This is a genomic window from Rhodopseudomonas julia, assembly GCF_030813515.1.
In the GTDB taxonomy this organism is placed as follows: Bacteria; Pseudomonadota; Alphaproteobacteria; order Rhizobiales; family Afifellaceae; genus Afifella; species Afifella julia.
In genome coordinates, this window is the sequence record NZ_JAUSUK010000002.1 from 120,922 (window position 1) to 146,153 (window position 25,232).

General features: G+C 64.0%; 26 protein-coding genes. 13 read left to right on the forward strand and 13 right to left on the reverse strand.

All coding sequences use genetic code 11. The annotated features are described in order from the left end of the window. Window positions 1-4: 4 nt before the first annotated feature. The 6 genes from J2R99_RS09725 to J2R99_RS09750 form a co-directional block, all read right to left on the reverse strand. Window positions 5-274, reverse strand: coding sequence for a DUF1858 domain-containing protein (locus J2R99_RS09725; protein ID WP_307154297.1), 270 nt, complete (start codon window positions 272-274; stop codon window positions 5-7). Between the two features lie 171 nt (window positions 275-445). Continuing rightward, the gene (locus tag J2R99_RS09730; RefSeq protein ID WP_307155670.1) at window positions 446-1,222 is read right to left on the reverse strand and encodes a MetQ/NlpA family ABC transporter substrate-binding protein; all 777 of its coding nucleotides are present in this window, start codon (window positions 1,220-1,222) and stop codon (window positions 446-448) included. A gap of 41 nt (window positions 1,223-1,263) precedes the next feature. Continuing rightward, the gene (locus J2R99_RS09735; protein ID WP_234629007.1) at window positions 1,264-1,929 is read right to left on the reverse strand and encodes a methionine ABC transporter permease; all 666 of its coding nucleotides are present in this window, start codon (window positions 1,927-1,929) and stop codon (window positions 1,264-1,266) included. Then, complete coding sequence (locus J2R99_RS09740) at window positions 1,919-3,016, reverse strand: methionine ABC transporter ATP-binding protein (RefSeq protein ID WP_307154298.1); 1,098 nt, start codon at window positions 3,014-3,016, stop codon at window positions 1,919-1,921. The genes J2R99_RS09735 and J2R99_RS09740 overlap by 11 nt, the downstream gene beginning before the upstream one ends. Before the next feature lie 176 nt (window positions 3,017-3,192). Next, on the reverse strand, window positions 3,193-3,456 hold the full coding sequence (locus tag J2R99_RS09745; RefSeq protein WP_307154299.1) for a cytochrome C oxidase subunit IV family protein: 264 nt from the start codon (window positions 3,454-3,456) through the stop codon (window positions 3,193-3,195). Between the two features lie 5 nt (window positions 3,457-3,461). After that, window positions 3,462-4,028, reverse strand: a complete 567-nt coding sequence (locus tag J2R99_RS09750; protein WP_307154300.1) for a cytochrome c oxidase subunit 3 family protein — start codon at window positions 4,026-4,028, stop codon at window positions 3,462-3,464. A 259-nt stretch (window positions 4,029-4,287) separates the two neighbouring features. Between J2R99_RS09750 and J2R99_RS09755 the strand changes: the two genes are divergently transcribed. The 7 genes from J2R99_RS09755 to choV all read left to right on the forward strand — a co-directional run bounded on the left by J2R99_RS09755 (window position 4,288) and on the right by choV (window position 11,869). Next, a complete protein-coding gene (locus J2R99_RS09755; RefSeq protein WP_234629003.1) occupies window positions 4,288-4,740 on the forward strand; it encodes a c-type cytochrome in 453 nt (150 codons plus the stop codon). 13 nt (window positions 4,741-4,753) lie between these two features. Next, entirely contained in the window at window positions 4,754-6,100 is a 1,347-nt protein-coding gene (locus J2R99_RS09760; RefSeq protein WP_307154301.1) for a cbb3-type cytochrome c oxidase subunit I, read from the forward strand. Between the two features lie 83 nt (window positions 6,101-6,183). Beyond that, window positions 6,184-6,993: a CbbQ/NirQ/NorQ/GpvN family protein gene (locus J2R99_RS09765; RefSeq protein WP_307154302.1), complete on the forward strand. Its 810-nt coding sequence runs from the start codon at window positions 6,184-6,186 to the stop codon at window positions 6,991-6,993. A gap of 5 nt (window positions 6,994-6,998) precedes the next feature. After that, complete coding sequence (locus J2R99_RS09770; protein ID WP_307154303.1) at window positions 6,999-8,906, forward strand: nitric oxide reductase activation protein NorD; 1,908 nt, start codon at window positions 6,999-7,001, stop codon at window positions 8,904-8,906. A 126-nt stretch (window positions 8,907-9,032) separates the two neighbouring features. After that, window positions 9,033-9,503, forward strand: coding sequence for a pseudoazurin (locus J2R99_RS09775; protein WP_307155671.1), 471 nt, complete (start codon window positions 9,033-9,035; stop codon window positions 9,501-9,503). A gap of 330 nt (window positions 9,504-9,833) precedes the next feature. Then, window positions 9,834-10,676 (forward strand): choline ABC transporter permease subunit, encoded by an 843-nt coding sequence (choW, locus tag J2R99_RS09780; RefSeq protein ID WP_307154304.1) that lies wholly within the window; start codon window positions 9,834-9,836, stop codon window positions 10,674-10,676. Then, entirely contained in the window at window positions 10,673-11,869 is a 1,197-nt protein-coding gene (gene choV / locus J2R99_RS09785; RefSeq protein ID WP_307154305.1) for a choline ABC transporter ATP-binding protein, read from the forward strand. The genes choW and choV overlap by 4 nt, the downstream gene beginning before the upstream one ends. On the opposite strand, the gene J2R99_RS09790 is transcribed toward choV, so the two are convergent. Continuing rightward, entirely contained in the window at window positions 11,857-12,294 is a 438-nt protein-coding gene (locus J2R99_RS09790) for an EamA family transporter (protein ID WP_307154306.1), read from the reverse strand. The genes choV and J2R99_RS09790 overlap by 13 nt on opposite strands. 186 nt (window positions 12,295-12,480) lie before the next feature. On the opposite strand from J2R99_RS09790, the gene ykgO reads away from it, so the two are divergent. Next, window positions 12,481-12,606, forward strand: a complete 126-nt coding sequence (gene ykgO, locus J2R99_RS09795; RefSeq protein WP_092815928.1) for a type B 50S ribosomal protein L36 — start codon at window positions 12,481-12,483, stop codon at window positions 12,604-12,606. A 136-nt stretch (window positions 12,607-12,742) separates the two neighbouring features. Continuing rightward, window positions 12,743-13,336, forward strand: a complete 594-nt coding sequence (locus J2R99_RS09800; protein ID WP_307154307.1) for a tetratricopeptide repeat protein — start codon at window positions 12,743-12,745, stop codon at window positions 13,334-13,336. A 127-nt stretch (window positions 13,337-13,463) separates the two neighbouring features. On the opposite strand, the gene pyk is transcribed toward J2R99_RS09800, so the two are convergent. From pyk to J2R99_RS09815, 3 genes are all read right to left on the reverse strand, one after another. Further along, a complete protein-coding gene (gene pyk, locus J2R99_RS09805; RefSeq protein ID WP_307154308.1) occupies window positions 13,464-14,900 on the reverse strand; it encodes a pyruvate kinase in 1,437 nt (478 codons plus the stop codon). After that, the gene (locus tag J2R99_RS09810) at window positions 14,897-15,313 is read right to left on the reverse strand and encodes a DUF1036 domain-containing protein (protein ID WP_307155672.1); all 417 of its coding nucleotides are present in this window, start codon (window positions 15,311-15,313) and stop codon (window positions 14,897-14,899) included. Before J2R99_RS09810 ends, pyk begins: the two co-directional genes overlap by 4 nt. A gap of 163 nt (window positions 15,314-15,476) precedes the next feature. Further along, window positions 15,477-16,403 carry a DMT family transporter gene (locus J2R99_RS09815; protein WP_307154309.1) on the reverse strand — a complete coding sequence of 309 codons (927 nt, stop codon included), beginning with the start codon at window positions 16,401-16,403 and terminating at the stop codon, window positions 15,477-15,479. Window positions 16,404-16,502: 99 nt separating this feature from the next. Between J2R99_RS09815 and J2R99_RS09820 the strand changes: the two genes are divergently transcribed. The 4 genes from J2R99_RS09820 to glpD all read left to right on the forward strand — a co-directional run bounded on the left by J2R99_RS09820 (window position 16,503) and on the right by glpD (window position 19,673). Beyond that, window positions 16,503-17,327 (forward strand): N-formylglutamate amidohydrolase, encoded by an 825-nt coding sequence (locus J2R99_RS09820; RefSeq protein ID WP_307154310.1) that lies wholly within the window; start codon window positions 16,503-16,505, stop codon window positions 17,325-17,327. Window positions 17,328-17,338: 11 nt separating this feature from the next. Next, entirely contained in the window at window positions 17,339-17,638 is a 300-nt protein-coding gene (locus J2R99_RS09825) for a DUF1244 domain-containing protein (protein ID WP_307154311.1), read from the forward strand. Between the two features lie 111 nt (window positions 17,639-17,749). Then, window positions 17,750-18,037, forward strand: a complete 288-nt coding sequence (locus J2R99_RS09830) for a DUF2312 domain-containing protein (protein WP_307154312.1) — start codon at window positions 17,750-17,752, stop codon at window positions 18,035-18,037. 112 nt (window positions 18,038-18,149) lie between these two features. Beyond that, entirely contained in the window at window positions 18,150-19,673 is a 1,524-nt protein-coding gene (glpD, locus tag J2R99_RS09835; RefSeq protein WP_307154313.1) for a glycerol-3-phosphate dehydrogenase, read from the forward strand. A 96-nt stretch (window positions 19,674-19,769) separates the two neighbouring features. Here glpD and J2R99_RS09840 read toward each other — a convergent pair whose 3' ends face one another. The 3 genes from J2R99_RS09840 to J2R99_RS09850 all read right to left on the reverse strand — a co-directional run bounded on the left by J2R99_RS09840 (window position 19,770) and on the right by J2R99_RS09850 (window position 25,154). After that, window positions 19,770-21,587 carry a peptidoglycan L,D-endopeptidase MepK gene (locus tag J2R99_RS09840; RefSeq protein WP_307154314.1) on the reverse strand — a complete coding sequence of 606 codons (1,818 nt, stop codon included), beginning with the start codon at window positions 21,585-21,587 and terminating at the stop codon, window positions 19,770-19,772. A 153-nt stretch (window positions 21,588-21,740) separates the two neighbouring features. Beyond that, window positions 21,741-23,573 (reverse strand): L,D-transpeptidase family protein, encoded by a 1,833-nt coding sequence (locus J2R99_RS09845; protein ID WP_307154315.1) that lies wholly within the window; start codon window positions 23,571-23,573, stop codon window positions 21,741-21,743. A gap of 39 nt (window positions 23,574-23,612) precedes the next feature. Continuing rightward, the gene (locus J2R99_RS09850; protein ID WP_307154316.1) at window positions 23,613-25,154 is read right to left on the reverse strand and encodes a sigma-54-dependent transcriptional regulator; all 1,542 of its coding nucleotides are present in this window, start codon (window positions 25,152-25,154) and stop codon (window positions 23,613-23,615) included. Window positions 25,155-25,232 lie beyond the last annotated feature (78 nt).

Below are 25,232 nucleotides of genomic sequence, written 5' to 3' on the forward strand. Positions count from 1 at the left end.
GGATTCAAGGCCCCTCCTTTCGCGGCTCGGCCGTCTTGGCCCGGTGCTCCGGGCGCTCATGCGGCGTCACGTGGTCTGCAAGCTCGCGCAGAAGCGGTTCCGGCTCGATCCCGTGCTCGGTGCAGGCATCACGCACGGAGTGCATGTGGCCGAAGGGGCAGCCGATGCACAAGAGCCGGCGACGCATGAAGACCGGGATGGCGTTTTTGTAACGGGTGAGGAACTCGTCGACAGCCATGTCGGCGAAGTTCAACGACAAAGGCGGTGCGGGCATTGGTGTCTCCTCTCGAACCGAAAGGATCCTATGCCGGGTCGCGGTCGCTCTTCTTTGTCGGGCGACAATCTCGAGGGCGGCTTTTGGGCTTGCGTCGCAGAGGTCGCAGGAGATTGCCGACGCGGCGCTGAACGCTCCGCGTCGGCGATTCTCAGAGATGACGGCTCAGCCTCACCAGGAGGCGATGACGGCACCATTGAAACGCTCGTTGATGAAGTCGCGGATTGCCTCGTCGTGATAGGCTTTGACGAACCGCTTCACCCACTCCGCGTCCTTGTCTTCGCTGCGCACGGCGATGACGTTCACGTAAGGCGATTTCGCCGATTCCTTGGCGATGGCATCGGCGCGCGGGTCGAGGCCGGCTTCCAGCGCATAATTGGTGTTGATGGCGGCCGCATCGACATCGGGCAGGGAGCGGGGCAGCTGCGCCGCGTCGAGCTCGATGATGTCGATGTTCTTCGGGTTGTCGGTGACGTCGAGCGGCGTCGCCTTCAAGCCGGCATCCGGATCAAGCGTGATGAGGCCGGCATCCTGAAGGAGGAGAAGCGCGCGGCCGCCATTGGTCGGATCGTTCGGGATGGCGACCTTGGCACCTTCCGGAAGGTCGTCGATCTTTTCGACCTTGTTGGAATAGACGCCCATCGGCGTGTTGATCGTCGGCGCGACGGCGACGATGTCGAAGCCGCGATCGGCGATCTGGGCGTCGAGATAGGGCTGATGCTGGAAGGCGTTGGCGTCGAGCTCGCCGTCGGCCAGCGCCTGGTTCGGAACGACGTAGTCTGAGAATTCCAAGACCTTGATGTCGAGGCCGTCTTTGGCGGCGATTTCCTGGACCTTTTCCATGATCTCGCCCTGCTCGCCGGGCGTCACGCCGACGGTGATGGTTTCTGCGAGAGCGGGAACGGCGAGGCCGAGGGCCAGCGAACCTGCGAGGAGGAGTGTTTTCAAAGCCATGACGATACTTTCCGTTTTGAGAGGGTCTTTGAAGCTCAGTTGCTGCGGCTGCGCTTGTCGAAATGACGGGCGAGCTTGTCGCCCGTCGACTGCACGGCCTGAACGAGGACGATGAGGACGACGACCACTGCCAGCATCATCTCGGGCATGAAGCGCTGATAGCCGTAGCGGATGCCGAGGTCGCCGAGGCCGCCGCCACCGACGGCGCCGACCATGGCGGAATAGCCGATGAGGCTGACGACGGTGAGGGTGAGCCCGAGGGTGATGGAGGGCCGCGCTTCCGGCACCAGCACTTTGAGGACGATCTGCAGCGGGCTCGCGCCCATGGCCCGCGCCGCCTCGATCAGCCCCGGATCGACCTCGCGGATGGAGGATTCGATGAGGCGCGCGACGAAGGGGAAGGTCGCCACCGTCAACGGCACGATCGCCGCGGTGGTGCCGATCGAGGTGCCGGTCAGAAGCCGCGTGAAGGGGATGATCGCCACCACCAGGATGATGAAGGGCGTGGAGCGCACAGCGTTCACGATCGCGCCGAGGATGCGGTTGACGGCGGGGGCGGCGAAGAGCTCGCCCTTGCGGCTGGTGGCGAGAAAGATGCCGAGCGGCGCGCCGATGGCGACGCCGATGAGGGCGGAGACGGCGACCATGAAAAGCGTGTCGAGCGTCGCCGACCAGAGCAGCCAGAACATGTTAGCGGACATAGCCGAGGACCTCCGAGGTCAGGCCGCGCTCTTCGATGAGCGCCTGCGCCGGTGCGAGCGCCGCCTGGTCGAGCGCGACGACGAGTGTGCCGAACGGCTTGCCGGCGATTTCATCGACTGCGCCGGCCAGAATGTTGACGTCGGTCGCGAGCGTCTTGCCGATTTCGGCGAGGATCGGATCGGTCGCGGTCGGGCCGGTGAAGACGATTTTGACGACTGCCTCGGCGTCTGGCTCCGGTTCGCTCGTCATCTTTTCCGTGACGAAGGCGGGCAGACGCACGCCCGTCACGCCTTCCAGGAAGGTGCGCGTGACCGGATGCTGCGGCCGGGCGAAGACCGAATAGGTGTCACCCTTCTCCACGATGCGGCCGCGGTCGAGAACGGCGACATGATCGGCGATCTCGCGCACCACCTGCATTTCGTGGGTGATGAGCAGGACGGTGAGGCCGAGCTCGCGGTTGACCTGTTTCAGGAGTGCCAGAACCGAGCGGGTCGTCTCCGGATCGAGCGCACTCGTCGCTTCGTCCGACAGGAGAACCTTGGGGTTGGTGGCGAGCGCGCGGGCGATGCCGACGCGCTGCTTCTGGCCGCCCGACATTTCGGCCGGGTAACGGTCGCGCTTGTCGGCGATGCCGACGAGCTCGAGGAGCGGCGTGACGCGTTTGGCGATCTCGGCCTTAGAGACGCCCGCAATTTCCAAAGGCAGCGCCACATTGGCATAGGCCGTTCGCGCCGAGAGCAGGTTGAAATGCTGAAAGATCATGCCGACCGACCGCCGCAGCGTGCGCATCTTGCGCTCGTCCATCGCCGCCACGTCGATGCCATCGACGATGACATGCCCGGAGCTCGGCCGTTCCAGGCCGTTGACCATGCGGATGAGTGTCGATTTGCCGGCACCGGAGCGCCCGATGATGCCGGTGATGCTGCCTTCAGAAACGGTGAGATCGATGTCTTCGAGGGCGACGAATTCGGCGCCACCGTCCGGTGCCGCAAAACGCTTGCCGGCCGAGGCGAAGCGCACGATGGCAGCGTCGTCTGCGGACCCGCCGGGCGCGTCTCTATCTGAATGTGGGGAAAGCTGAAGCATAAGATCTCGGCTATTAGCAGCGCAGCGGCCGGTTAAGGAAGCGGCCTCGACCGCAGCGCCCGCACCTTTTGTGCGCGAAAGCCTGCGCGCACAAGGAATGGCTTTTCACGAGCGGAACCAGGCTTTCGAAAAACTTGCCGCAGAGCCGAGAATTTTGAGACCTCGGCGTGCGGGCTTCATCCCGCCTCGGCAAATTGACCCGCGATCACGAAGATGCCGGCGATGGTGCTGCAGATGGCGACGACGTAGAAGTCGAGCAGGAGCCTCCAGCCTCGGGATGCCTCACCGCTCTCCAGAAACCAGCGCAGCACCGCCATCGCCTTGGCCGCGGCAAGGGCGAGGATGAGGGCTGCCGACACGGCACCGGCGGTGCTGCTGGTGCCGAGCGACAACAGCGTCAGCGCGACGAGCGCGAGCCATGCCAGATCGATATCCCGCATTGCCCTCACCGCAGCAGATAAAGGGTCGGGAAGATGAGGATCCAGACGAGATCCACCATGTGCCAGAACGCGGTCCCGGTTTCGATGTTCTCGGCACTGTTCTGCCACGCGACGATGGCGAGCACGATGATGCCCATCACCACGTGGAGCGCATGGAAGCCGGTGATCAGAAAATAGAGGGTGAAGAAGGTGTCGGTCTCGATGCCAATGCCGGCCGCAAACTCCCGGCCGTATTCGATGCCCTTCAGGACCAGGAAGCCGCTGCCGATCAGCATCGCCGCGACAAGCTGCGGGCGCCCGCTCTCTCCGCGCCGGACGCAGTGAAGCGCATGAGCTGCAAGCCAGCCGCTGGTGACGAGCGTGATCGTGGCGAGGCCGGCGAGGAGTGGGTCGAGATGCGCCTGCGAGGCCGCGAACTCCGCGGGATGAAGCGCTCTCGCAATGCTGAAGCCGGCGAGGAGAATGGCGAAGACCAGCATTTCTCCCAGGATCAGGATCCACATCATCGGATTGCCGGGCAAGCCGTCGAGCGGGCCCCAGCCTTCCGCAATCTCCTCTGCCGCATCCGTCATCGCCGCCTCCGTCATCGCCGAAGTCCTCTGATGTTCCGTAAGGGCGGGTAGCAGGGGCGAGCGCGCGCGACTTTGCGCAAACACAAGCTCGTGGCCCCGCCGCATATGGCGCCGTTCCGAGCACGAAACTCCTGCCGCTTCCAAAGTTTGCGTTTCTGCAAAGAGCGCCGGGGCGTGGCTGCGTAAGTCGTCTGCCCATCGACACGAGTGCCTGCAGCAAGAGGAACGCCATGCCTGCCTGTCACCGGAGCCACGCGCGATGAGCGAGCGCTTCACCAAATCCGCGGCCCGCAACATCTTCTATGGCGGGTCGATCTTCTTTTTCGTCGCCTTCGTCGGCCTGACGGCGGAGAGCCATTGGCACATCGTGAGCCAATCGACCGATACGGCGACGCTCACGCCGGCCGTCGCGCATGGCAAGAGGGTGTGGGAAAAGAACGCCTGCATCGACTGCCACACGCTCCTCGGCGAAGGCGCCTATTTCGCGCCCGAGCTCGGCAATGTCTGGGTGCGCTACGGCGGGCGCGACGATCCGGAGATCGCGCGCGAAGGCCTCAAAGCCTGGATCCGCTCCATGCCGACCGGCATCGAAGGACGCCGGCAGATGCCGCACTTCGATCTCAGCGAAAAAGAACTGAACGATCTCATCGACTTCCTGGAATGGACCAGCCGCATCGACACGCAGGACTGGCCGCCGAACGACGCCGGCTGAAGGAACAAAGCCCATGAAATACGCATCGCAAAGAGTGGCGTACTGGTACTTCGCCGGTGCCATGAGCCTCTTCGCCGTCCAGCTTCTCGCCGGCGGGCTGGCTGGGACCGTCTACGTCCTGCCGAACTTCCTGTCGGAATTGCTGCCGTTCAACATCATCCGGATGATTCACACCAACGCGCTGATCGTCTGGCTTTTGATGGGCTTCTTCGGCTGTGCCTATTACCTCGTGCCGGAAGAGGCGGAGCGGGATATCGAAAGCCCGTTCCTCGCCTATGTGCAGCTCGGGCTCTTGATGTTCGGGGCGCTGTCGGCCGTCGCCGGCTACACGGTCGGTATCCATGAGGGCCGCGAGTTCCTGGAACAGCCTTTGTGGATCAAGGTGGCGATCGCCGTCGTCGCGGTGATCTTCCTCTACAATATTTCGATGACGGTGCTGCGCGGTCGCAAGACGGCGGTCACCAATGTCCTGCTTCTGGGCCTCTGGGGCATCGCCGTCTTCTGGCTGTTCGCCTTCTACGAGCCCACCAACATCTCCCTCGACAAGGTCTATTGGTGGTACATCGTCCATCTGTGGGTCGAAGGCGTGTGGGAATTGGTGATGGCCTCCGTCCTCGCCTTCCTGATGATCAAGATGACCGGCGTCGATCGCGAAGTGATCGAAAAGTGGCTCTATTCGATCGTCGGACTGGCGCTGTTTTCGGGGCTTCTGGGCACCGGCCACCATTATTACTGGATCGGTGCGCCGGGCTACTGGCAGTGGGTTGGCTCGATCTTCTCAGCGCTCGAAGTCGCGCCCTTCTTCGCCATGGTGATCTTCGCCTTCTCGATGGCCTGGCGCGGTCGGCGGGATCATCCGAACAAGGCCGCAATGCTGTGGTCTCTCGGCTGCACGGTGGGTGCCTTCTTCGGCGCGGGCGTGTGGGGCTTCCTGCACACCCTGTCCTTCGTGAACTATTACAGCCACGGCACGCAGCTCACCGCAGCTCACGGGCATCTCGCCTTCTTCGGCGCCTATGTGATGCTGAACCTTGCGCTCATCACCTATGCGATGCCGTATCTGCGCGGCCACAAGCCCTACAACCAGTCGCTCAACATCCTCTCCTTCTGGATCATGACGACGGCGATGACGGTGATGACCTTCGCGCTCACCTTCGCGGGCATCGTCCAGATCCAGCTGCAACGCGTGATGGGCGAAAGCTATATGGAGGTGCAGGACCAGCTCGGGCTGTTTTACTGGATCCGCCTCGGCTCCGGCGCCTTGGTGGCCGTGGCCGCGATCCTTTATCTCTATTCGATCTTCGGGCCCGTGCGTGAGCGCAAGGCACGCCCTGCGCCGGTGATGCAGCCCGCCGAATAGATCATACCTGTGCCGGGCGGCGTGCTCCGCCCGGCATCTCTTCCCGAGCAGCCGAAATCTCCCGAACACTCGCCGGAGCCATCATGTCCGCGCTGATCAACACAGCCCCGTCCGAAACCGAGCTTCCGTTCTATGCGCCCTCGGGCTCTGAATGTCTTCTGTTCGAGCATGCGTATCGCAACCAGCTGCCGGTGCTTCTGAAAGGGCCGACCGGCTGCGGAAAGACCCGCTTCGTCGCCCATATGGCCGAAAAGCTCGGGCGGAAGCTCTACACCGTCTCCTGCCATGACGACCTCACCTCGGCGGATCTCACCGGGCGCTATCTTCTGAAGGGCGGGGAGACGGTCTGGGTCGACGGACCGCTGACGCGGGCGGTGCGCGAAGGCGCGATCGTCTATCTCGACGAGGTGGTGGAGGCCCGCAAGGACGTGACCGTCGTGTTGCATCCTGTTACCGACGACCGGCGCCTCCTGCCGCTTGAACGTACCGGCGAGCTGATTGCGGCCCCGCCGGAGTTCATGCTCGTCGTCTCGTACAATCCCGGCTACCAGAATGTCCTGAAATCCTTGAAGCCGAGCACGCGCCAGCGTTTTGTGGCGCTTGAGTTCGGCTTTCCGGCACCTGAGAAAGAGGCGCGCATCGTCGCCAGCGAAAGCGGTTTGCCGCGCGAGCGCTGCGTGCCGCTCGTGCGGGTCGCCAATGCGCTTCGCGAACTCACGGGCCAGGACATCGAGGAAGGCGCCTCGACGCGTCTCGTCATCCATTGCGCCAGCCTGATCGCAAGCGGCATCAAGCCGGAGATCGCGATCGAGGCGGCGTTGTTGCAGCCCCTGACCGACGATCCCGAGGTGATGATGGCGCTTGCCCGCATCGCCGAGATCGCGCTCGGCTGACGGCGATGTCGATCTTCGAGCCTGAGGAGACGGTCGGGGTTTTCTGGCACCGGCTTGTGGGCGGCGTCAGCACCTATCGGCATTATTCGGAGGCTGCCGTCCGTCTCGACGAGGGGCGCAGGCGGCTCGGCGTCATGTTTCGTGCCTTCGGCGGCAGCGGTGCCGTCCGCATCACGGAAGGGGCGGCAAGCGTCTCCGGGCATCGGCTGCCTCTCCTGCAAAAGGTTGGGCTCGGAGCGGAAAAGATGCCCCAGGCAATCCTCGATGCTGAGACGTTGCGGCTGCCGGAGGTCCTCGACGTTTTTCCGGCCCGCGCCGACAACGAGGCGCTTTATGAATGGCTTGCGGCCTGGTTCGCGCATGCCGGCGCGACACCGATGGCCGCCGATCCGCTCGTTGCGGACGTCTTGCGGCTGCGGGCGGCGGTCGCTGCCATTCGTGCGACGCTTGTTGCCTGGCCCGGATTGAGGGTGACCTATCAGCGCTTGCGGCAGGCGACGCTCGAAGTGCGTCCGCGCCGGGCTCTCTCCGGCACTGAGGCCGAGATCGAGGCTGCGATCGTGAGCCTTCTGGGTGGCCGCCGGGCCGATGGCGGACGGTTTCTGGCACTGATCGAGGACCCGCATGTTGCCATTGCCGGCCTCTCAGCCCCGCGGGGTTACCGGCCGTTTCTGCCGGTGCCGCTCTGGGGCGAGGTGATGGCCGGCGACGGGTTGGCCCGCGCGGAGGAGGGCGACGAGCCGGGCGGGGAATCCGTCACGGTCGATGCCAAGCGCCGGCGGGCCTCGCGCCACGAGAGCGAGCAGAGCGACCGCGGCGATCCTCTGATCCTGCACCGGTTCGAGACGATCTTCAGCGTTGCGGAAATGGTCAACGTCAACCGCAAGGTCGAAGACGACGACGAGGATGGCGCAAGGCAGGCGGCCGACGATTTGCCCGAACTCAGCATCGGCTCGAACCGGCAGCGCGCCGCAAGTCGGGTCAAAATGGATCTCGATCTGGCGCCGGCAGCGGTCGAAGGGGAGGTGCTTTCTGCGAGCCTCACCTATCCCGAATGGGACTTTAAGCGGCAGAGCTATCGCCGCAATCATTGCCGGGTGATCGCGGGACCAGCGGCCGAAGAGGGCGAGGACTGGACGCCCGACGCGGAGATGCAACGGCGCATTCGCCAGGTCCGGCGGCAGTTCGAGGCGCTCCGTCCGAAACGCCAGATCTTTTATGGCGAGCCGGACGGCGAGGAGATCGATCTCGCCGCCATCGTCCGCGATGTCGCCGAGCGCCGCGCCGGTGGGGCGGGGTCGGAGCGGGTCTTCACCACTGCGCGCGCCAACGAGCGCGACCTCTCCTTGGCCGTCCTCATGGATGTGTCGCTGTCGACGGATGCGTGGCTTGGCGGCCACCGCGTGCTCGACGTGGAAAAGAGCGCGCTCCTCGCCCTGACGCATGGGCTCACCGCCTGTGGCGACGAGCATGCGATCTTCACCTTCACCTCCAGGCGCCGGACATCTGTGAGCGTTGCAAGCGTCAAGGATTACACCGAACCTCTCAATGCACACGTGATCCGGCGGATCGAGGCGCTCAGACCCGGCCAGTATACGAGGATGGGTGCTGCCATCCGGCATGTTGCCGCCGGCCTCAAAGAGCGGCCGCAGCGGCACCGGCTGCTCCTGCTTTTGACCGACGGCAAGCCGAACGACATCGATTATTACGAGGGTCGCTACGGCATCGAGGATACGCGCATGGCGATCCGGGAGGCGCGCAAGGAAGGCATTCGGGTCTTCGGCGTCACCGTCGATGAGGCGGCGCGCGATTACTTCCCCTATCTCTTCGGCCGCGGCGCCTATGCGATCGTCCCCTATGGCGAGCGGCTGCCGGCGGCGCTGCCGGCGATCTATCGCCATCTCACCGCCTGAGAGACGGGCCAGTGGCGCCACGTCAAAGGTCCAAGTGTTTGTGATTGCACAAAGTTCGTCGGTCGGAAGGGCTCTATCAAGACGCCATGGCGCACCCCCGGGCGCCGCAACGACAGGACCATGATCATGACCCTCGCCAAGACCTCTCTCGCCGCTTTCGCCGCCAGCCTCGCGCTCGCATCCTTTGCGCTCCCGGCTCAGGCGGACGAGTTCGATGTGAAGATGCTCAACAAGGGCGAAAAGGGCGTCATGGTCTTCGAACCGGATTTCGTGCGGGCGCAGCCGGGCGACACGATCAATTTCATCGCCGCCAATCCTGGGCACAACGCCGAAACCATGAAGGGCATGCTCCCGGAGGGTGCTGAAGCCTTCAAGAGCAAGACGAGCAAGGACTTCTCCGTGACGCTCGATAAGGAAGGCGTCTACGGCGTTCGCTGCACACCGCATTTCGCCATGGGGATGGTGGCGCTCATCGTCGTCGGCGATCCCTCGAGCAATCTCGAAGAGGCCAAGGCCGTGAAGACGCCCGGCATGGCGAAGAAGAAGTTCAGTGCGCTCTTCGATCAGGCGGCCGAGCATGACGTCGCGGCCAAATAAGCCGCGCCCGAGAGAGACTGGCTCGGAGGGACGCCGCCCCTCCGTCCGCTCGGCCCTCGCCGGCGAAATCTACCCCCGACGAGGCGTCGCCTCTGTGACAAAGCCGCGCTGTGGAAATCGGGCGTTCCCGTCTTGGCCAGAAAGCGAGGTTTCGAGCGACTTCACGGCCGCGTGAAGAGGTGTTTTCGACGTCCGGGCGCCACGCCTGAAGACGGTACGAGGCGGGGCCAGTCGTGCGATTGCACTTGGAAGTCGCCGAGGAGTCTGGTTTCTTGCGCCCCCATGGCCGGCGCTGTTTCGCACGGCGAAGCAAGGGGGAACGAAGAGCGTATGGAGTGGCTGACAGAGCACAAACTGCCGATCGGCGCATTGGCGCGCGACGGTGTCGACTGGCTGACAGCCAACGCCTCCGGCTTCTTCGATAGTATCTCTTTCGCCCTCAGCTATGTGATCGACGCGATTTTGTTCGCCCTGCAAAAGCCACCTGCTTTTGCAGTGATCGCATTCACAGCGCTGCTGGCTTTTTTCCTGCGGCGCTCGCTGGCTTTTGCGATCTTCGTGGCGGCAGGTCTCCTGCTCATCGTCAATCAGGGCTATTGGGAAGAAACGACGGAAACGCTCGCTCTCGTTCTTTCCTCCGCCATTATCTGCATGGTGATCGGTGTGCCGATCGGCATTGCGGCGGCGCGTCGGCCCTGGCTGATGCAGGGGCTGCGGCCAATCCTCGATCTCATGCAGACGATCCCGACCTTCGTCTATCTCATTCCGGCGCTCATTCTCTTCGGGCTCGGCATGGTGCCGGGCCTCATCGCAACCGTCGTCTTTGCCATTCCCGCGCCCATACGCCTGACGCAGCTTGGCATCGTGTCGACGCCGAAGCCTTTGATCGAAGCGGCCGATTCTTTCGGGGCCACCTCCTGGCAGCGGCTCTTCAAGGTGGAGCTTCCCTATGCCCTGCCGCAGATCATGGCAGGGCTGACGCAGACCATCATGCTGTCGCTCTCCATGGTGGTGATTGCCGCCCTCGTCGGCGCTGACGGGCTCGGGGTGCCGACGCTGAGAGCGCTCAACCAGGTCAACATCGCCCGCGGCTTCGAAGTGGGCGTGGCGATCGTCCTCGTCGCGATCATCCTCGATCGCCTATGCCGCGGCCAGACGGACAAAAAGGCATGAGCGCGACATCCTCACGCCAGCCGGTCGTCCGCTTCAAAGGCGTCGACATCGTCTTCGGCGACAATCCGGCGAAAGCGCTGCCTCTGATCGATGCCGGTAAGAGCCGCGCCGAGATCCAGGACGAGACCAACCAGATCGTCGGCGTCAAGAACGCCGATCTCGACGTATATGACGGCGAGGTCGTGGTTCTGATGGGGCTTTCGGGCTCCGGCAAGTCGACGCTGCTGCGCGCCGTCAACGGCCTCAATCCGGTGACGCGCGGCGAAGTCTTCGTGCATGACGGCGAGAGCGACGTGCCGGTGCATTCCTGCGGAACGCGCCAATTGCGCAAACTCCGGCGCAACCGCGTCTCCATGGTGTTCCAGCAATTCGCGCTGCTGCCGTGGCGGACGGTGCGCGAAAACGTGGCGCTCGGCCTTGAACTCTCGCATGTCGGGCGCCGGCGGCGGCGCAAGGATGTCGAGCGCCAGCTCGAGCTCGTCGGTCTCGGCGGCTGGGGCGACAAGCGCGTGGAGGAATTGTCGGGCGGCATGCAGCAGCGCGTCGGGCTTGCCCGCGCGCTTGCCAACGATGCGCCCATTCTTCTCATGGACGAGCCGTTTTCGGCCCTCGACCCTTTGATCCGCGACCGCCTGCAGGACGAGCTTCTCGATCTGCAGCGCCGGCTCGAGCGCACCATCATCTTCGTCAGCCACGATCTCGACGAGGCTTTGAAGCTCGGCAACCGCATCGCCATCATGGAAGGCGGCATCATCGTTCAGGTGGGCACGCCGCAGGAGATCGTGCTGTCGCCAGCCAGCGAATATGTGCGCGCCTTCGTCTCGCATATGAACCCGCTCAACGTCCTGCGGGCGCAGGAGGTGATGCGGCCTGTCCACACGAATGGGGGTGGCGCGACGGCTGCGGGCGAGAGGGCCGGCGGTGACAGCTTCGAGCTCGTCTCGGACGGGATCGTCCGCAACGGCGAGACGCTGCCGCTCATCGAGCTGCAAAATCTCCGCTCCGGTTCTCTGGCGCCTGGCAGCCTGGTGCGGGTCGGCCGCGAGACCGGGTTGCGCGATCTGATCGATGCGCGGCTCATGCATCGCGGGGATTTCATCGTGGTCGGCGACGACGGCGTCAAAGGCGTGATCGGCGACGAGGAGCTCTTCGGGGCGCTCATTCGCGGCCGCAGCGAGCTTCAGGCGCGATAGGCGACGAGGAAGGTGCCGCCGGCAATGGCGGCGATGCCGAGCCAGTTCAGGGCGCTCAGCTTCTCTCCGAGGAAGGTGACGCCGAAGATTGCGACCAGAAGCACGCTCAATTTGTCGATCGGGGCCACCTGTGAGGCGTTTCCGAGCTGGAGCGCGCGGAAATAGCAGAGCCAGGATGCTCCCGTGGCGAGGCCCGACAGAACGAGAAAGGCGTAACTGCGTGCCGGTATCTCCGGCAACGTGCGAAATTCGCCGAGCGCGATGAGGATCCCGCCCAGAGCCACCAGGATGACCACCGTGCGGATGAAGGTGGCGAGATCGGAATTGACGTTTTCGACGCCGATTTTGGCGAAGACCGCTGTGAGCGCGGCGAAAACGGCGGCAAGAAGCGCCCAGACCTGCCAGGAGAGAATGGGTGAAGGCATGTCGGTTCTCCTGGCATGTTGCAGGGGCGGCACCAAAGAGGGTGAGCATAGGTGGTGGCGAGGCGTGCGTCATGCCCGCAAGGTGTTGTTTCTCCCGCCCGCGGATTGACAAAAGGCGCTGCCCGCGCCTATCTCACCGCCGAAAACGAGCACGGGCGCGCGCCTGAAGGGCGCTGCGAGAGATCAATGAAAATTCGCAATTCGCTGAAGACGCTGAAGAACCGTCACCGCGAGAACCGCATGGTTCGTCGCAAGGGACGTATCTACATCATCAACAAGACGCAGAAGAAGTTCAAAGTCCGCCAGGGCTGAACCCTTCCGGTGGCCGTCTTCGTACGGCCTCTTGTTGCATTTCCCCTTTGACGCCGATGTCGGCAGGCTCTAGCTTTCCGGCATGAGGAATCTTTTGTGCCTGAGTGCCGGCTGCGCCGCGCTCCTTGCAGCTCTCATGATCCCGTCTCAGGGCGGGGCGCAGGAGCTGCCTCGGGCCAGCCCGTCTCCTGGCCATCCTTCTGCGGGCCATCCTTCTTCCATCATGCGCCATGAGGCGCCTGCGCTGCGCGATCTCTCGCAAGATGAACTCTTCGAGATGCTCAAGGTCGCGCCGAACGAGGCATCCGCCAAGCCGGCGGAACGAGAGCTTCTGCGCCGTTTCCGCGATTCCGACAGCGACACCATCGATCTGTTCATGGGTTGGGCGAGCCAGGCGATGAACGGCGAGGAATGGGGCGCCGCTCTCGACGTGCTGGATCGGGTGGTGATTCTGGATCCAGGTTTTGCCGAAGGTTGGAACAAGCGGGCGACGGCGCATTTCGCGCAGAAGGAATACGGCAAGTCGATCGCCGATATCGAGCGCACATTGCAGATCGAGCCGCGTCATTTCGGGGCGCTCGTGGGGCTCGGTATGATCCTGCGCGAGCTCGACGAGAAGGACGAGGCGATCGCCGCGTTCAAGGCCGCTCTTGCCATTCATCCCCAACTCACAGAAGCACGCGAGGCGCTCGAAGAGCTGGAGAAGGAACAGGCCGGCCAGGACATCTGACCGCCGGCGGATCGTTTGCGGCGCCAGATTTCTGCTGTGCCAGGTGTCTGCTGCGTTTGCCCGGTAATAAGGCGCCGAAGAGTTCGGCGCCTTTTGTCTCTCCGTATGCCGGCGTTCAATGCCGAGCTTACATGCCTGAATGGCCGTCCGGGCTGACGAAAGCGAGGCGCAGGAGATTGGTCGAACCGGGCGTGCCGAACGGAACGCCGGCCGTCGTGATGATCCGCTCTCCAGGAGCTGCGAAGCCCTCATTGTGGGCGACGGAGCAGGCACGGTCGACCATTTCGTCGATGTTCATGACGTCGTCGCTGACGACGCAATGCAGCCCCCAGACGAGCGAGAGCCGGCGGGCGGTTTCGCGCACGGGCGACAAGGCCAGGATCGGCACAGTCGGGCGTTCGCGCGAGGCGCGCATACTCGTCGAACCTGATGACGTGAAGCAGACGATGGCCGCAAGCGACAGGGTCTCGGCGATCTGGCGCGCCGCGGCGGTAATGGCATCGGCGCCGGTTGCCAGCGGTTCGGCCCGCTGGGCGTTGATGATCATCGGATAATATTGATCGCGTTCGACCGCTTCGGCGATGGAATTCATCACGCGCACGGCATCGACGGGATGCTCGCCTGACGCCGATTCGGCCGACAACATGACGGCATCGGCACCTTCGAAGACGGCGCCTGCCACGTCCGAGACCTCGGCGCGCGTCGGGGTCGCCGCGCCGATCATCGATTCCAGCATCTGCGTCGCCACGACGACCGGCTTGCCGGCGGCCCGGCCGGCCCGCGTGATGCGCTTTTGAATGCCCGGCACCTGCTCGAGCGGGATTTCGACGCCGAGATCGCCGCGCGCCACCATGATGGCATCGGCGAGTTCGATGATCTCGTCGAGCTGTTCGACGGCCTGGGGTTTTTCGATCTTGGCGAGCACGCCGACACGCCCGCGCGCCAACTTGCGCACTTCGGCGATGTCGTCCGGGCGCTGAATGAAGGACATTGCCACCCAATCGATCGGCTCCTCGAGCGCGGCTTCGAGATCGCGCCGGTCCTTCGGCGTGAGGGCGGAGGTCTTGAGCGTCGTGTCCGGCAGGCTGACGCCCTTGCGGTTGGAAAGCTGCGAGCCGGCAATCACCTCGGTCACCGCCTGGTCGGGAGCGTTTGAGACAACGCGCAGTTGGACGCGGCCGTCATCGAGGAGAACACGGGCGCCGGGGCGCAGGGATTCCATCACGTCGCGATGCGGCAGCTGCACGCGATTCTTGTCGCCAGGGGTCGGATCGCTGTCGAGGATGAGTTTCTGGCCGACTTCGAGCGCGATACGGCCTTCGGCGAATTCGCCGATTCTGAGCTTCGGGCCCTGCAGATCGACAAGAATGCCGATCGGGCGGCCGTGCTCGGCCTCTACGTCGCGAATGAGGCGCACCAGACGGCGCATTTCCTCATGGGTGGCGTGGCTCATATTGATGCGAAAGATATCCGCTCCGGCCACGAAGAGCGCGCTGATCGTTTCAGCGGTGTTCGAGGCAGGACCCAGAGTTGCCAGGATCTTGACCTTGCGATTGCGCCTCATTGGCTATCCACGCCCCCGCTCGTCTGTTCTGTCAATTGTACTGTCCAGCTTGCCTGTTCGCCGGTGTCGACCTCGAAAAAGCCCGTTCTTTGGAAGCCGCGGGCTACGCAGTCGCCAACACTGGTGATGGTGAATTCCTTGTCCCGCGTGCACATGAAGGCCTTGCCGCCCCATTCGCCACCGCGGTCGTAGTCGACGGCGTAGATGTAATAGTAGCGGGCTGAGAGGGCCCCGGCGAGAAGCGTTTCGCATACGCCGGGATCAATGTTCCACCAGCCTTCCGTCTGCCAGTCGTCGGCTCCTTTGTAGCCGATTGCAACCCCGACGCGGCTCGAGGTCTTATTGCACAACCGGAGGTCGGCCAAAGCAGTTCCGGCTGTTGCGGCAAGGAAGGCGGTTAGTGTGGTGACCATCAGCCCGAGACGTACTGGCGTCATAAGGTCTCTCGACGTTCTCACATTCTCGGCTGCCCCAGCGCGGGTTTTGCGCAGTGAGCGCGGCTTGTCAACGAGGTGGTGCGGCAAAGTCGTTGCTGGAAAGGCGAGATTTTGGGCAGAGGCGGTTGCGGTGGAGCACTCAGAGCGGCTTGGTGACCGGGCGATGCGTGCGGGGCCTGGCAAAGACGACGCCGGCAAAGATCGCTGCGGCACCGACGGCCTGGAGGGCCCCGAGCGATTCGTCGAAGACGAGATAGCCAAGGAGAGCCGCGGCAACTCCCTCCAAAAAGATCACCAGTGCCGAGAAGGCGGCCGGCAGATGGCCGAGGGCGAAAGCGAGGAGCCCCTGGCCGCCGGAATGGCTTATGATGGCTAGCGACAGGAGCGCGCCGATCGCAGCGCCGCTCTGCGGCCAGAGCTGCGTTTCCATCGAGAGGGCTTCCACCGCAAGAACGGACGCGGTGACGATCGAGGAAAGAAACAGGGTCCGGCCGCCGCCGAGGACCCGCCGGGCACGGCGAACGGCGATGAAATACCCCCCGAAGAAGAGCGAAGTGATGAGGCCGTAGATATCGCCGACGAGATTCTCCGGCGAGACGGAGAGGCTTTCGCCGATGAGGAAGCCGCCACCGAGGAGACACAGACCCAGTCCGACGACAAGCCGGCGGTCCACCGGCTCGCCCAGGAAAAGACCGGAGCCGAGCGCCACCCAGACCGGTGCGAGCGTCGCCATGAAGGTGGCGTTTGCGACCGTCGTGTTGAGAACGGCGAGATGCCAGAAGGTGAGGTCACCGGCAAAGAAGATGCCGGCAAGCGCGAGCGATCCGGCGACCGGCCGCCAGGAGGGGGCGGTACGGCCGGAAGGGGTTTCGAGCCTCGCCCAGATCCACAACAGTGGCAGGGCCAGCGCCACGCGCCAAAAGGCGCTCGTCAAAGGGCCGACTTCGGCAAAACGGACAAAGATCGGAGAGGCGCCCATGGCAAAGGCGCCAAGCACCAGGGCCGACATCGGTACGATATCCGGCATTGCGGTCACGAGACCGCTACGTTCACCAGCTTCGCTCAAGACAATCTCCGGCACGCCTTGGCCTCGAAGCCCGGCGGCGTTATGGATGGCTGGCCCTATCATGGCCGGGCCCCTTGCGAAACTGCTTCACACGGACAGATGAACGATACGAATGCGGCGCGGGCCGTGACCGAGACCGCGCCCGCCGATTCCTACAAGGTTGTCCCAGGTGATCCGGGCGGCGGAATTCTGATCCTCTGCGATCACGCTTCGCGGCGCATGCCTCCGGAATATCGTGATCTCGGCATGCCGGCGTCGGAGCTTGAACGCCACATCGCCTACGATATCGGTGCCGGTGCGTTGAGCGAGGAGCTCGCCGAACGCCTGGATGCGCCGGCGGTTCTCACGCAATTCTCCAGATTGCTGATCGACCCCAATCGCGGCGAGGACGATCCGACCCTCGTCATGCGGATTTCGGACGGGGCGGTGGTGCCCGGCAATGCCCGCATCGGAGCCGATGAGCGCGCGCGGCGTCTTGAGCGCTTTTATCGGCCGTACCATCAGAAGGTGTCGGAGACGATCGATCAGATGATCGAGGCGGGGCGCCCGCCGGTCATCTTTTCCGTGCACTCCTTCACGCCCGACTGGAAGGGAACGCGCCGGCCCTGGCATGCGGGTATTTTGTGGGACAAGGATCCCCGCCTGCCGCTGCCGCTCTTGGAGGCGCTCCGGGGCGAGCACGGTCTCAGGATCGGCGACAACGAGCCTTACACGGGGGCTCTCGCCGGCGACACGCTTTACCGGCACGGGACTTTGCGCGGTCTCGCGCATGCCCTCGTCGAAGTCCGCAACGACCTTATCTCCACCGCTTCCGGCATTGCGGAATGGGCGGAGCGCCTGGAAGCGCTTCTGCGCCCACTTCTCGCCAATGAAGAGCTCTACGAGATCCGCCATTACGGCTCGCATGCCGATGCGCAAGCGTGAAAGGAGAGACAGTGAGCGAAGACAGGGAGCGTAGCGAGATCGAGGCGGCCGTCTTCCGCCGTCTTGTCGAGCATTTGCGCGCACGCAGCGACGTGCAGAATATCGACCTCATGAACCTCGCCGGATTTTGCCGCAACTGCCTGTCGAACTGGTATCAGGAGGCGGCGGAGGAGAGGGGCCTTGCTCTCAGCAAGGCCGAAAGCCGCGAGATCGTCTACGGCATGCCGTACGAGGAGTGGAAGAGCCGCCACCAGACGCCGGCGAACGCCGAGCAGCAAGCCGATTTCGACAAGAACAAGCCACAACATTGAGGGCGAGCCGGCCCCGCCGCGTGGAAAACGTGGATGAGGCCTTTCCGGCATTGACCGAAGCGGGCATCACCTGCACGCGAAACCCAAGAATTTGAATCTCAGGAGAAAATCATGGCCGAAGAGGCATCCGGACCGGGCGGGGTGGCCGCCGGCCAGCTGCGCGCCTTCATCGAGCGTATCGAGCGGCTGGAGGAAGAAAAGAAGACCCTGTCTGAGGATATCCGCGAGGTTTATGCGGAGGCCAAAGGCAATGGCTTCGACACCAAGGTGATGCGCCAGGTCGTGCGTCTCAGGAAGCAGGACGCGGCCGAGCGGCAGGAGCAGGAGGCGATCCTCGACCTCTATATGCACGCGCTTGGCATGGCGCCCGCGGCGCTCGATGACGACGAGGCCGCCTGATCCGTCCAATGAACGAGCATTGCTGCACGCCCGTGTCTGAGACGCGCGACGAGAGATGGGCGCGACCGACCGTTCTCTCCCGCAACTTTCTTCGCCCGCCGCAGGAGCTTCTATGACGACGCCGAGCTACGATATTCTTGTCATCGGAGGCGGCGTCAATGGCTGCGGCGTCGCGCGGGATGCTGCCGGGCGGGGCTGGTCGGTTCTCCTATGCGAGATGAACGATCTCGCGAGCGGCACCTCGTCCTGGTCGACGAAGCTCATTCATGGCGGTCTGCGCTATCTCGAATATTATGAGTTCCGCCTGGTGCGCGAAGCGCTGATGGAGCGCGAGCGGTTGTGGGCAATCGCGCCGCATATCATCCATCCCTTACGTTTTGTGCTGCCGCATCATCGCGGATTGCGGCCTGCCTGGTTTCTGCGGCTCGGACTTTTCCTCTACGACCATTTGGGCGGGCGCAGGCGCCTGCCGCCGACGAAGACGCTCGATCTCAGGCACGATCCGGCCGGTGAGCCGCTTGCCGGCGATTATCGCCGCGGCTTCGAATATTCCGACTGCTCCGTCGACGACGCGCGTCTTGTGGCGCTTAACGCCTGCGATGCCCGTGACCGGGGAGCTGCGGTGGCGACGCGGACCAAGGTCGTCAGGCTGGAGCGCGTCGTGGACGGGTGGAAGGCCACCCTGCGCAAGCCAGACGGCGAGGAGAGTGACGTTCTCGCCCGGCTCGTGGTCAACGCCGCCGGACCCTGGGTCGATGACGTGCTGGAAACGGCCGCGGATGCGAAGCAGCAGCCGATCCGTCTCGTGCAGGGCAGCCACATCGTCGTGCCGAAACTCTACGAACACGACCGTGCCTATATCTTCCAGAATGCCGACGGGCGCATCGTCTTCGCCATCCCCTATGAGGGCGAGTTTACGCTGATCGGCACGACCGATCGCGATTACGATGGCGATCCCGCCAAAGTCCGTATCACGCCCGAAGAGACCTCCTATCTCTGCGAGGCGATCAGCGCCTATTTCCGCCGGACAGTGCGTCCGGAGGAGGTGGTGTGGTCGTTCTCCGGCGTCCGCCCGCTTGTCGACGAGGGGAGCGGATCGGCACAGGAAGCGACCCGCGATTACGTCATCAAGGTCGACGGCGGCGATGGCCGCGCGGCGCTTGTCAATGTTCTTGGCGGCAAGCTGACCACCTACCGGCGTCTCGCCGAGACGGTTCTCTTGCGCATCGAGGCGGCGCTTCACGAAAAGCGGGGGGCTCCCTGGACGGCCGATGCGCCACTGCCGGGCGGCGATTTTCCCGTCGACGGTCTCCTCGCGCTCGAAGAGAAGGTGGCCGGCGCGCATCCAGACCTGCCTCGTCCGCTGATCGCCCGGCTTGTGCGTGCCTATGGCACGAAGACGTTCGAGTTACTGGAAGGGGTGGCCTCGCCCGCCGATCTCGGACAGCATTTCGGCGCCGACCTCTATCAGAAGGAGGTCGAGTATCTTCGCCGTGCGGAGTTCGCAGTGAGTGCGGAGGACATCCTCAACCGCCGTTCAAAGCTCTGCCTGCACGTTTCGGAGGAGGAACGAGAGGCGCTCGATCGCTATCTCGCCGAGAACGGCGCGAACGCGGTCGCGGCGTCCACCTCTTGAGCCGAGGCGCCCACGCTCACCGTTGAGTGTACTCCGGGGTCCAGCGCACTCCGGGTTCGAGCGCGCTGTCGGGACGAGTGAGCTCTGGGATCTGCGTCAGTCGAGCGATGCGACGAGAAGATAGACCTGATCGGGTTCGTCGATGAAGGCGAGATCGTCCTTCGTGGCGAAGCGATCGGTGCGCAGCTGCTCTGCCTTGCTGATTGCCCGGGCAACGCCCTCATTCACCGGAATGGCGAAGAACTCGACGGCGCCGGAAGGCCGCGGGGCCTGCAAAAGGGCGAAGATGAAGGTCCGTGTCGTATCCTTGCCCATCAGTCGTGACAGGTCGCCGGCATCGGGCTTTTGCGTGATGAGCCGGGCGACAGGTGCAGCCGGTGCCTGCATTTCCACGGTTGCAGCGAGGCTCAGCGGCGTCTCTTGGGGTATGGCGAAGCCGGCGGCTTCTTCGAGTGCGGCCGGTGCCTCAAGCCGTTCTTGAGGCGAGGCATATGCGAGCGTCTCGTCCTCTTCGGCGGTGATCCCGGTCTTCGATCCGGCGAGACCTGCCGCGGCGTCGATGGCGTCAAAACCCTGCGGCTCGGAGCCGAGCGAGGCCGTCACGATCGGGCGGGCAGCAGGAAGAGTGATTTCTCTGGTGCTGTTGGACGGCGTCATCACGGCATTCGCCAGGACAAGGCCGGCCGTTGCCTGCGCATCGCGCGGGGAGGCCGTGGCCGGGTCGGCGTTCGCAAGGGCACGTTCATAAAGGGCCGTCAATTCGGTGGCGTCCTCAGCCGTGGCCAAGCGTGCCGTCCCTGCCATCTCAGGCGATGACGTCCCGGGCATTGCGGCTGGCAGACCATCGGGACGGGCCTGTGGCATTGTCGCGTAGGCGAGAAGACCGACAGTGTCCTGCTCGGCGATCTGAGGCGCCGCAGATGCCGTCGGGTCCGCCGTTTCCGTCCGGGTCGCAACTGCGATCGCCCGGATGGCGGAAGGAGCGGCGCGCGGCAGCATCTCCGGAGGAGACAGCTCTTGCGGCGCAACGCTTGCGACCTGAATTTCCTGAGGTGCGGAGCGTGCCGTCTGGACCGGGGCAAGGGCCCGCGCCGGAGCCGTCTTGGAGCGCATCGGGCGGGACTGATCGCCCTCATCCTCGTCGCCGTCGAAGACATTCTTCAGCCAGGCGACGACGGTCGCTTTCTCGTTCGAACTGGATGACCCGCGGGAGGTGCCAAGCGTCTCCTTCTTGCCGCTGCGGCCATATTCGGCGAGCACGATCTTGTAGCCCGGCAAAGGCTTGCCGTCGGATGGGATGTGCAGCGTCTTGCCGTCCGGGAAGAGCGCCAGAAGCTGCTGGCGCGTCATGCGCGGCCAGTGGCGGACGCTGCCGACATCGAGATGCACGAAAGGCGAGCCGGAGGTCGGATAGTAACCGACGCCGCCGACCTGCTTCCTCAATGCGATTTTCCGGAGTTTTTCGAGAGGCACACCCGGGATGAAGAAATCCATCGCCTTGCCGGCGGTGTGCTGGCTGCGCTTGGCGACGCCGGAGGAGCGCTTGCGCAGCATATTGTTGGTCTTCAGGGAGCGGAAAGCGGAGACGACCGTGACCGGGTTCTGCGCGCCGACCTCTTGGTAGACCTCCCAGACGAGGTCGAAGAGGCGCGGATCCATATCGGTCGGCTCGTCGGCACGCCAGTCGCGCAGGAAGTAGTTGAGGCGCTTCAGCTCGCGCTGGTCGTAGCGGCCATTGCGGCGGAACGTGAACTCGCCGTGTTCGCCGGTATGGGCGAAATAGAGTTTTAGGGTTCGGTCGCCGGAACGCGAAAGAGACGGATCGGAACCTCCGAGAAGGAGGGCGAAGGCCAGCGTCAGGCACATCATTGGGCCGCGCAGGCGCGAGAGTTTGGACTCGGCCGGTATCAGCAAGCGTGATCGCCTTCTCTTGAGGGAAGCCCCTTCCCCATCCCCAGGCACGAGAGCGAATTCTCGCTTCTCTTGCTTAACGCTCAATTACAAAATGGAAAGCTATGGCGAAAATGCGACTGAGGCGCCATTTTCTCGCCTCAGCCCATGTCATGGTTACAGATTCAGTAATTTAGCTAGCTTCTCGTCATAGCCATAAACGTCGGGAACGGTCTTCAAGCTTCCGTCCGCTTCTGGGATCATCGTGAAGTACGCAAGAAAAACCGGCAGTTTCCGCTGCAGATTGATGCGCACTTCCTGGTTCGAAAACATTCTTTTCAGCCGCTTGGAATTCCATTGGTCATCATCGGCCAGAATGGCGTCCGCGAACGCCATCGGGTCTTGCACGCGCACGCAGCCGTGAGAAAAAGCCCTAGAGGATCGCGTAAACAGGCTCTTTGCGGGCGTGTCGTGCAGGTAGACGGCATGACGGTTCGGGAACATGAACTTGATGCGGCCGAGCGCATTGCGGTCGCCCGGCGGCTGGCGAATACGAAGCTGTCGCGTGTCGACCGCGTACCAGTCGATCAGCGTCGGATCGAGCCGGTACGTCTTGCCACGAATGTCGGCGAGGAGCTGGTAACCGGTCGAGGCGAAGTATCCATAGGGATCCTGCCGGATCTTGGGCAGCATTTCCGCGGTGACGATCGAGTTCGGCACGTTCCAGTACGGATTGAGGATGAGATGGTCCATCTGATCGCCGAACAGCGGCGTCGGATGCGCCCGCTGGCCGACGACGACGCGCGCCTCGTGGTTGAGCGCACCGTCGCGGTAAACGCGGACCATGAATTCCGGCACATTGACGAAGATATAGTCGTCGCTGAATTCGCGCGGCATCCAGCGCCACCGCTCCATATTCACGACGACTGTCTTGATGCGGTTCTCGCGGCTCGCGCCGTTCAGGGTCTGAAGCGTCTGCGGACCGACCATGCCGTCGACCGAAAGGCCGTTTTCGCGCTGGAAGGCTTCGACGGCGGCGACGACCGTGTCGTCGTAGAGCATCGCGTCGTTGCCGGCGCGAAAGGCAGCCGGCGTCGGATCGAGCTTCAGATCGGCGCTGTAATCGTGCGCTTTCTCCAGGAACCCTGCCGGGGGCTGTGACCTCGAGGCCTCATCCATCTTGCTGGAGGAAACGCTCTGCGCCAGCGAGCCCGTCGTCTTCGGCTCCGGCATATCCGCGGCGGGGGCGAACACCGCTTTCTGCGGCGCTTCCGGGATCTCGATGCCAAGGCGCTCGCGCAATGTGACGACGCGCGGATCGCGCTGGCCGGCCTTCAGGGTCGGTCCCTCGGCGATGTGCGGCAAAGGCTTGCCGTCGCTCTCGCGCAGTTTCGCGAGCTTCGCCTTCAACGCCTGATATTGCGGATGCGGGGGCGCAAAGGCGGAGATCGTGGCGTCGACATCCTTCGCCATGGTCGTCTTGGCCAGGGCTTCGCCGAGATCCGGCAGTGCCGGGGTGTAATAGACTTCCTTGTCGACCGATTTCGGCAGAACCCGGCCGATCGCAAGATGCGTGATGAAGCGGGCCGCGTTCTCGCTGAGTGCCACATCCTTCGCCGCGATGGCGTCGGTATCGGTGAGCGCGTCTTGCGGCAGCTCGATCGCCTCGTAGTCGGAAGGAGCAAGACCGTCTTCGGCCGCCCGCGCCATGCGGTCGAGCAGAGCACGGGCCTGCGCTGTCGCTTCGCCGTTGTGAATCCACACGGGCGCAAAAGACCGCTCCTCGTAGAAACTGCGCACCGCCGCGGCGATGTCTTTGGCGCGAGGATCGGCAAATTGCGGCTGATGGGCGAGAGCGGCCCGGATCGCTGCGGCCTCTGTGGTGATGGCCGGTGACGACGTCTCGGCGGCGTCTTCGACGCCGATCGTGGCAACCGTTAGGGCAGGTGCCGCTGCGACAGGTGTCGCCGCCATCAACGCCAGGAAAACCGCCGTACCTCTCAACCGCATCAAACTCTCCAGCTTGTCATTCTTCGGCGAACCTGCGCCTCAGGCCGCATCGGCGGCGGCCGTCTCGATCCCGTAGTCTTTCAGCTTCCGATAAAGCGTCGAGCGGCCGATGTGCAGGCGCCTTGCCACTTCGCTCATCCGGCCGCCGTAATGCTCGACAGCAAAGCGCACAGCTGCCTCCTCGAGCGCATCGAGCGCCCGCATCTCACCGTCCCGATCCAGAAGATGCAGGAGACCATAAAGGGGGGGCGAGATTTTGTCAGCCGATGCAAAGGACTTGTCAGGTGTTTCCCTCTCGCGATGGTGCGCGCGTGCAACATGGCCCGTTCCGGACGCCCGTGTGCGGGCTGCGGCTGCACCTTCGTTTTGCCAGGCTTTGACCAGTTCGGGGATGGCGCCGGCGTCGAGAGCTGTCTGGATCTGCGGGAAATCCCAAGGGCGCAGAAACTCTCCCTCGCACAGGATGACGGCGCGGTAGACGGCGTTTTCGAGCTGGCGAATATTGTCGGGCCAGTGGAAGGCGGCGAGAAGCGCTTCCGTCTCTGGTGCGAGGCCCTTGAGCCGGGGACGGCCCTCTTCGGCGGCGAAGCGGGCGAGGAAGGTGGCCGCGAGCGGGAGAAGATCCTCGACACGGTCGCGCAGTGGCGGCAGCCAGATCGGGAAGACGTTCAGCCGGTAAAACAGGTCCTCGCGGAAGACGCCCTCGGCCACGCGGTCGACGAGCCTGCGGTCGGTCGTGGCGATGAGGCGAAAGTCGCAGCGCGTCGCACGTTCGCCGCTGAGACGGGGGAGGGTGCCCTCCTCGAGAACGGCGGCAAGGCGCGCCTGCACACTGGCCGGCAGATCCGCGATCTGCCGCAAAAGCAGTGTGCCGCCCTGAGCTTCGTGGATGCGGCCGCGAAGGGCCGGTGACGTGCCTGTCGCGGGACGGCCGAAGAGAAGGACCTCGATATCGTCGGCGGGGACGGCGCCGCAATCGACGCTGACGAAGGGCCTCGCCCGGCGGGCACTCTCGCCATGGATGGCGTGCGCAAACCATTCCTTGCCGGTGCCGGCCTCGCCCTCGATGAGGACGGAAATGGTAGAACGTGCCGCACGCTGGCCGAGCTCCATGGTGCGCATCATCGCCGGCGCGGATGCGATCATGTCGTCGAAGGAGACTGTTTCTTCGCGCCGGTGGCGCAGGCGCTGCACCTCTCCCTGGAGCGCCGAGAGTTTGAGTGCGTTGGAGATCGATACGCGCAGGCGTTCAGGAGCTGCCGGCTTGACCAGGAAGTCGAAGGCGCCGGCACGCATCGCCGAGACGGCAGTGTCGATGCCGCCTTGCGCCGTCTGGACGATGACCGCCGGAGGCGCGGGCCTTTTCTTCAATTCCTCAAGCACCATCATTCCGTCGACATCGGGCATGACGAGGTCGAGGATCACGACATCGATGGGGGCAGAGGAGGTGTCGTTGATGCGGTCCAGAGCGGCCTGACCGCCGGAAACCGATTCCGACAGATAGCCGAAGGATTGCATCATGCCTGCGAGCAGACGCAGGGTGATCGGGTCGTCATCGACCAGAAGCATACGAGCTGGCATCAAGCGTCTTCGTGGGCACGAGAGCGTTTCATTTCGCACCAAGCTGCCCCGACTCAGGTTAAGGGGTTGTTACCCATG

What these genes read in the sequence shown, in the direction of transcription:
- J2R99_RS09725 (WP_307154297.1), bottom strand. Translation starts at nt 274, where the DNA reads ATGCCCGCACCGCCTTTGTCGTTGAACTTCGCCGACATGGCTGTCGAC.
- J2R99_RS09735 (WP_234629007.1), bottom strand. Translation starts at nt 1,929, where the DNA reads ATGTCCGCTAACATGTTCTGGCTGCTCTGGTCGGCGACGCTCGACACG.
- J2R99_RS09740 (WP_307154298.1), bottom strand. Translation starts at nt 3,016, where the DNA reads ATGCTTCAGCTTTCCCCACATTCAGATAGAGACGCGCCCGGCGGGTCC.
- J2R99_RS09745 (WP_307154299.1), bottom strand. Translation starts at nt 3,456, where the DNA reads ATGCGGGATATCGATCTGGCATGGCTCGCGCTCGTCGCGCTGACGCTG.
- J2R99_RS09750 (WP_307154300.1), bottom strand. Translation starts at nt 4,028, where the DNA reads ATGACGGATGCGGCAGAGGAGATTGCGGAAGGCTGGGGCCCGCTCGAC.
- J2R99_RS09755 (WP_234629003.1), top strand. Translation starts at nt 4,288, where the DNA reads ATGAGCGAGCGCTTCACCAAATCCGCGGCCCGCAACATCTTCTATGGC.
- J2R99_RS09760 (WP_307154301.1), top strand. Translation starts at nt 4,754, where the DNA reads ATGAAATACGCATCGCAAAGAGTGGCGTACTGGTACTTCGCCGGTGCC.
- J2R99_RS09765 (WP_307154302.1), top strand. Translation starts at nt 6,184, where the DNA reads ATGTCCGCGCTGATCAACACAGCCCCGTCCGAAACCGAGCTTCCGTTC.
- J2R99_RS09770 (WP_307154303.1), top strand. Translation starts at nt 6,999, where the DNA reads ATGTCGATCTTCGAGCCTGAGGAGACGGTCGGGGTTTTCTGGCACCGG.
- J2R99_RS09775 (WP_307155671.1), top strand. Translation starts at nt 9,033, where the DNA reads ATGACCCTCGCCAAGACCTCTCTCGCCGCTTTCGCCGCCAGCCTCGCG.
- choW (WP_307154304.1), top strand. Translation starts at nt 9,834, where the DNA reads ATGGAGTGGCTGACAGAGCACAAACTGCCGATCGGCGCATTGGCGCGC.
- choV (WP_307154305.1), top strand. Translation starts at nt 10,673, where the DNA reads ATGAGCGCGACATCCTCACGCCAGCCGGTCGTCCGCTTCAAAGGCGTC.
- J2R99_RS09790 (WP_307154306.1), bottom strand. Translation starts at nt 12,294, where the DNA reads ATGCCTTCACCCATTCTCTCCTGGCAGGTCTGGGCGCTTCTTGCCGCC.
- ykgO (WP_092815928.1), top strand. Translation starts at nt 12,481, where the DNA reads ATGAAAATTCGCAATTCGCTGAAGACGCTGAAGAACCGTCACCGCGAG.
- J2R99_RS09800 (WP_307154307.1), top strand. Translation starts at nt 12,743, where the DNA reads ATGATCCCGTCTCAGGGCGGGGCGCAGGAGCTGCCTCGGGCCAGCCCG.
- pyk (WP_307154308.1), bottom strand. Translation starts at nt 14,900, where the DNA reads ATGAGGCGCAATCGCAAGGTCAAGATCCTGGCAACTCTGGGTCCTGCC.
- J2R99_RS09810 (WP_307155672.1), bottom strand. Translation starts at nt 15,313, where the DNA reads ATGGTCACCACACTAACCGCCTTCCTTGCCGCAACAGCCGGAACTGCT.
- J2R99_RS09820 (WP_307154310.1), top strand. Translation starts at nt 16,503, where the DNA reads ATGAACGATACGAATGCGGCGCGGGCCGTGACCGAGACCGCGCCCGCC.
- J2R99_RS09830 (WP_307154312.1), top strand. Translation starts at nt 17,750, where the DNA reads ATGGCCGAAGAGGCATCCGGACCGGGCGGGGTGGCCGCCGGCCAGCTG.
- glpD (WP_307154313.1), top strand. Translation starts at nt 18,150, where the DNA reads ATGACGACGCCGAGCTACGATATTCTTGTCATCGGAGGCGGCGTCAAT.
- J2R99_RS09845 (WP_307154315.1), bottom strand. Translation starts at nt 23,573, where the DNA reads ATGCGGTTGAGAGGTACGGCGGTTTTCCTGGCGTTGATGGCGGCGACA.
- J2R99_RS09850 (WP_307154316.1), bottom strand. Translation starts at nt 25,154, where the DNA reads ATGCCAGCTCGTATGCTTCTGGTCGATGACGACCCGATCACCCTGCGT.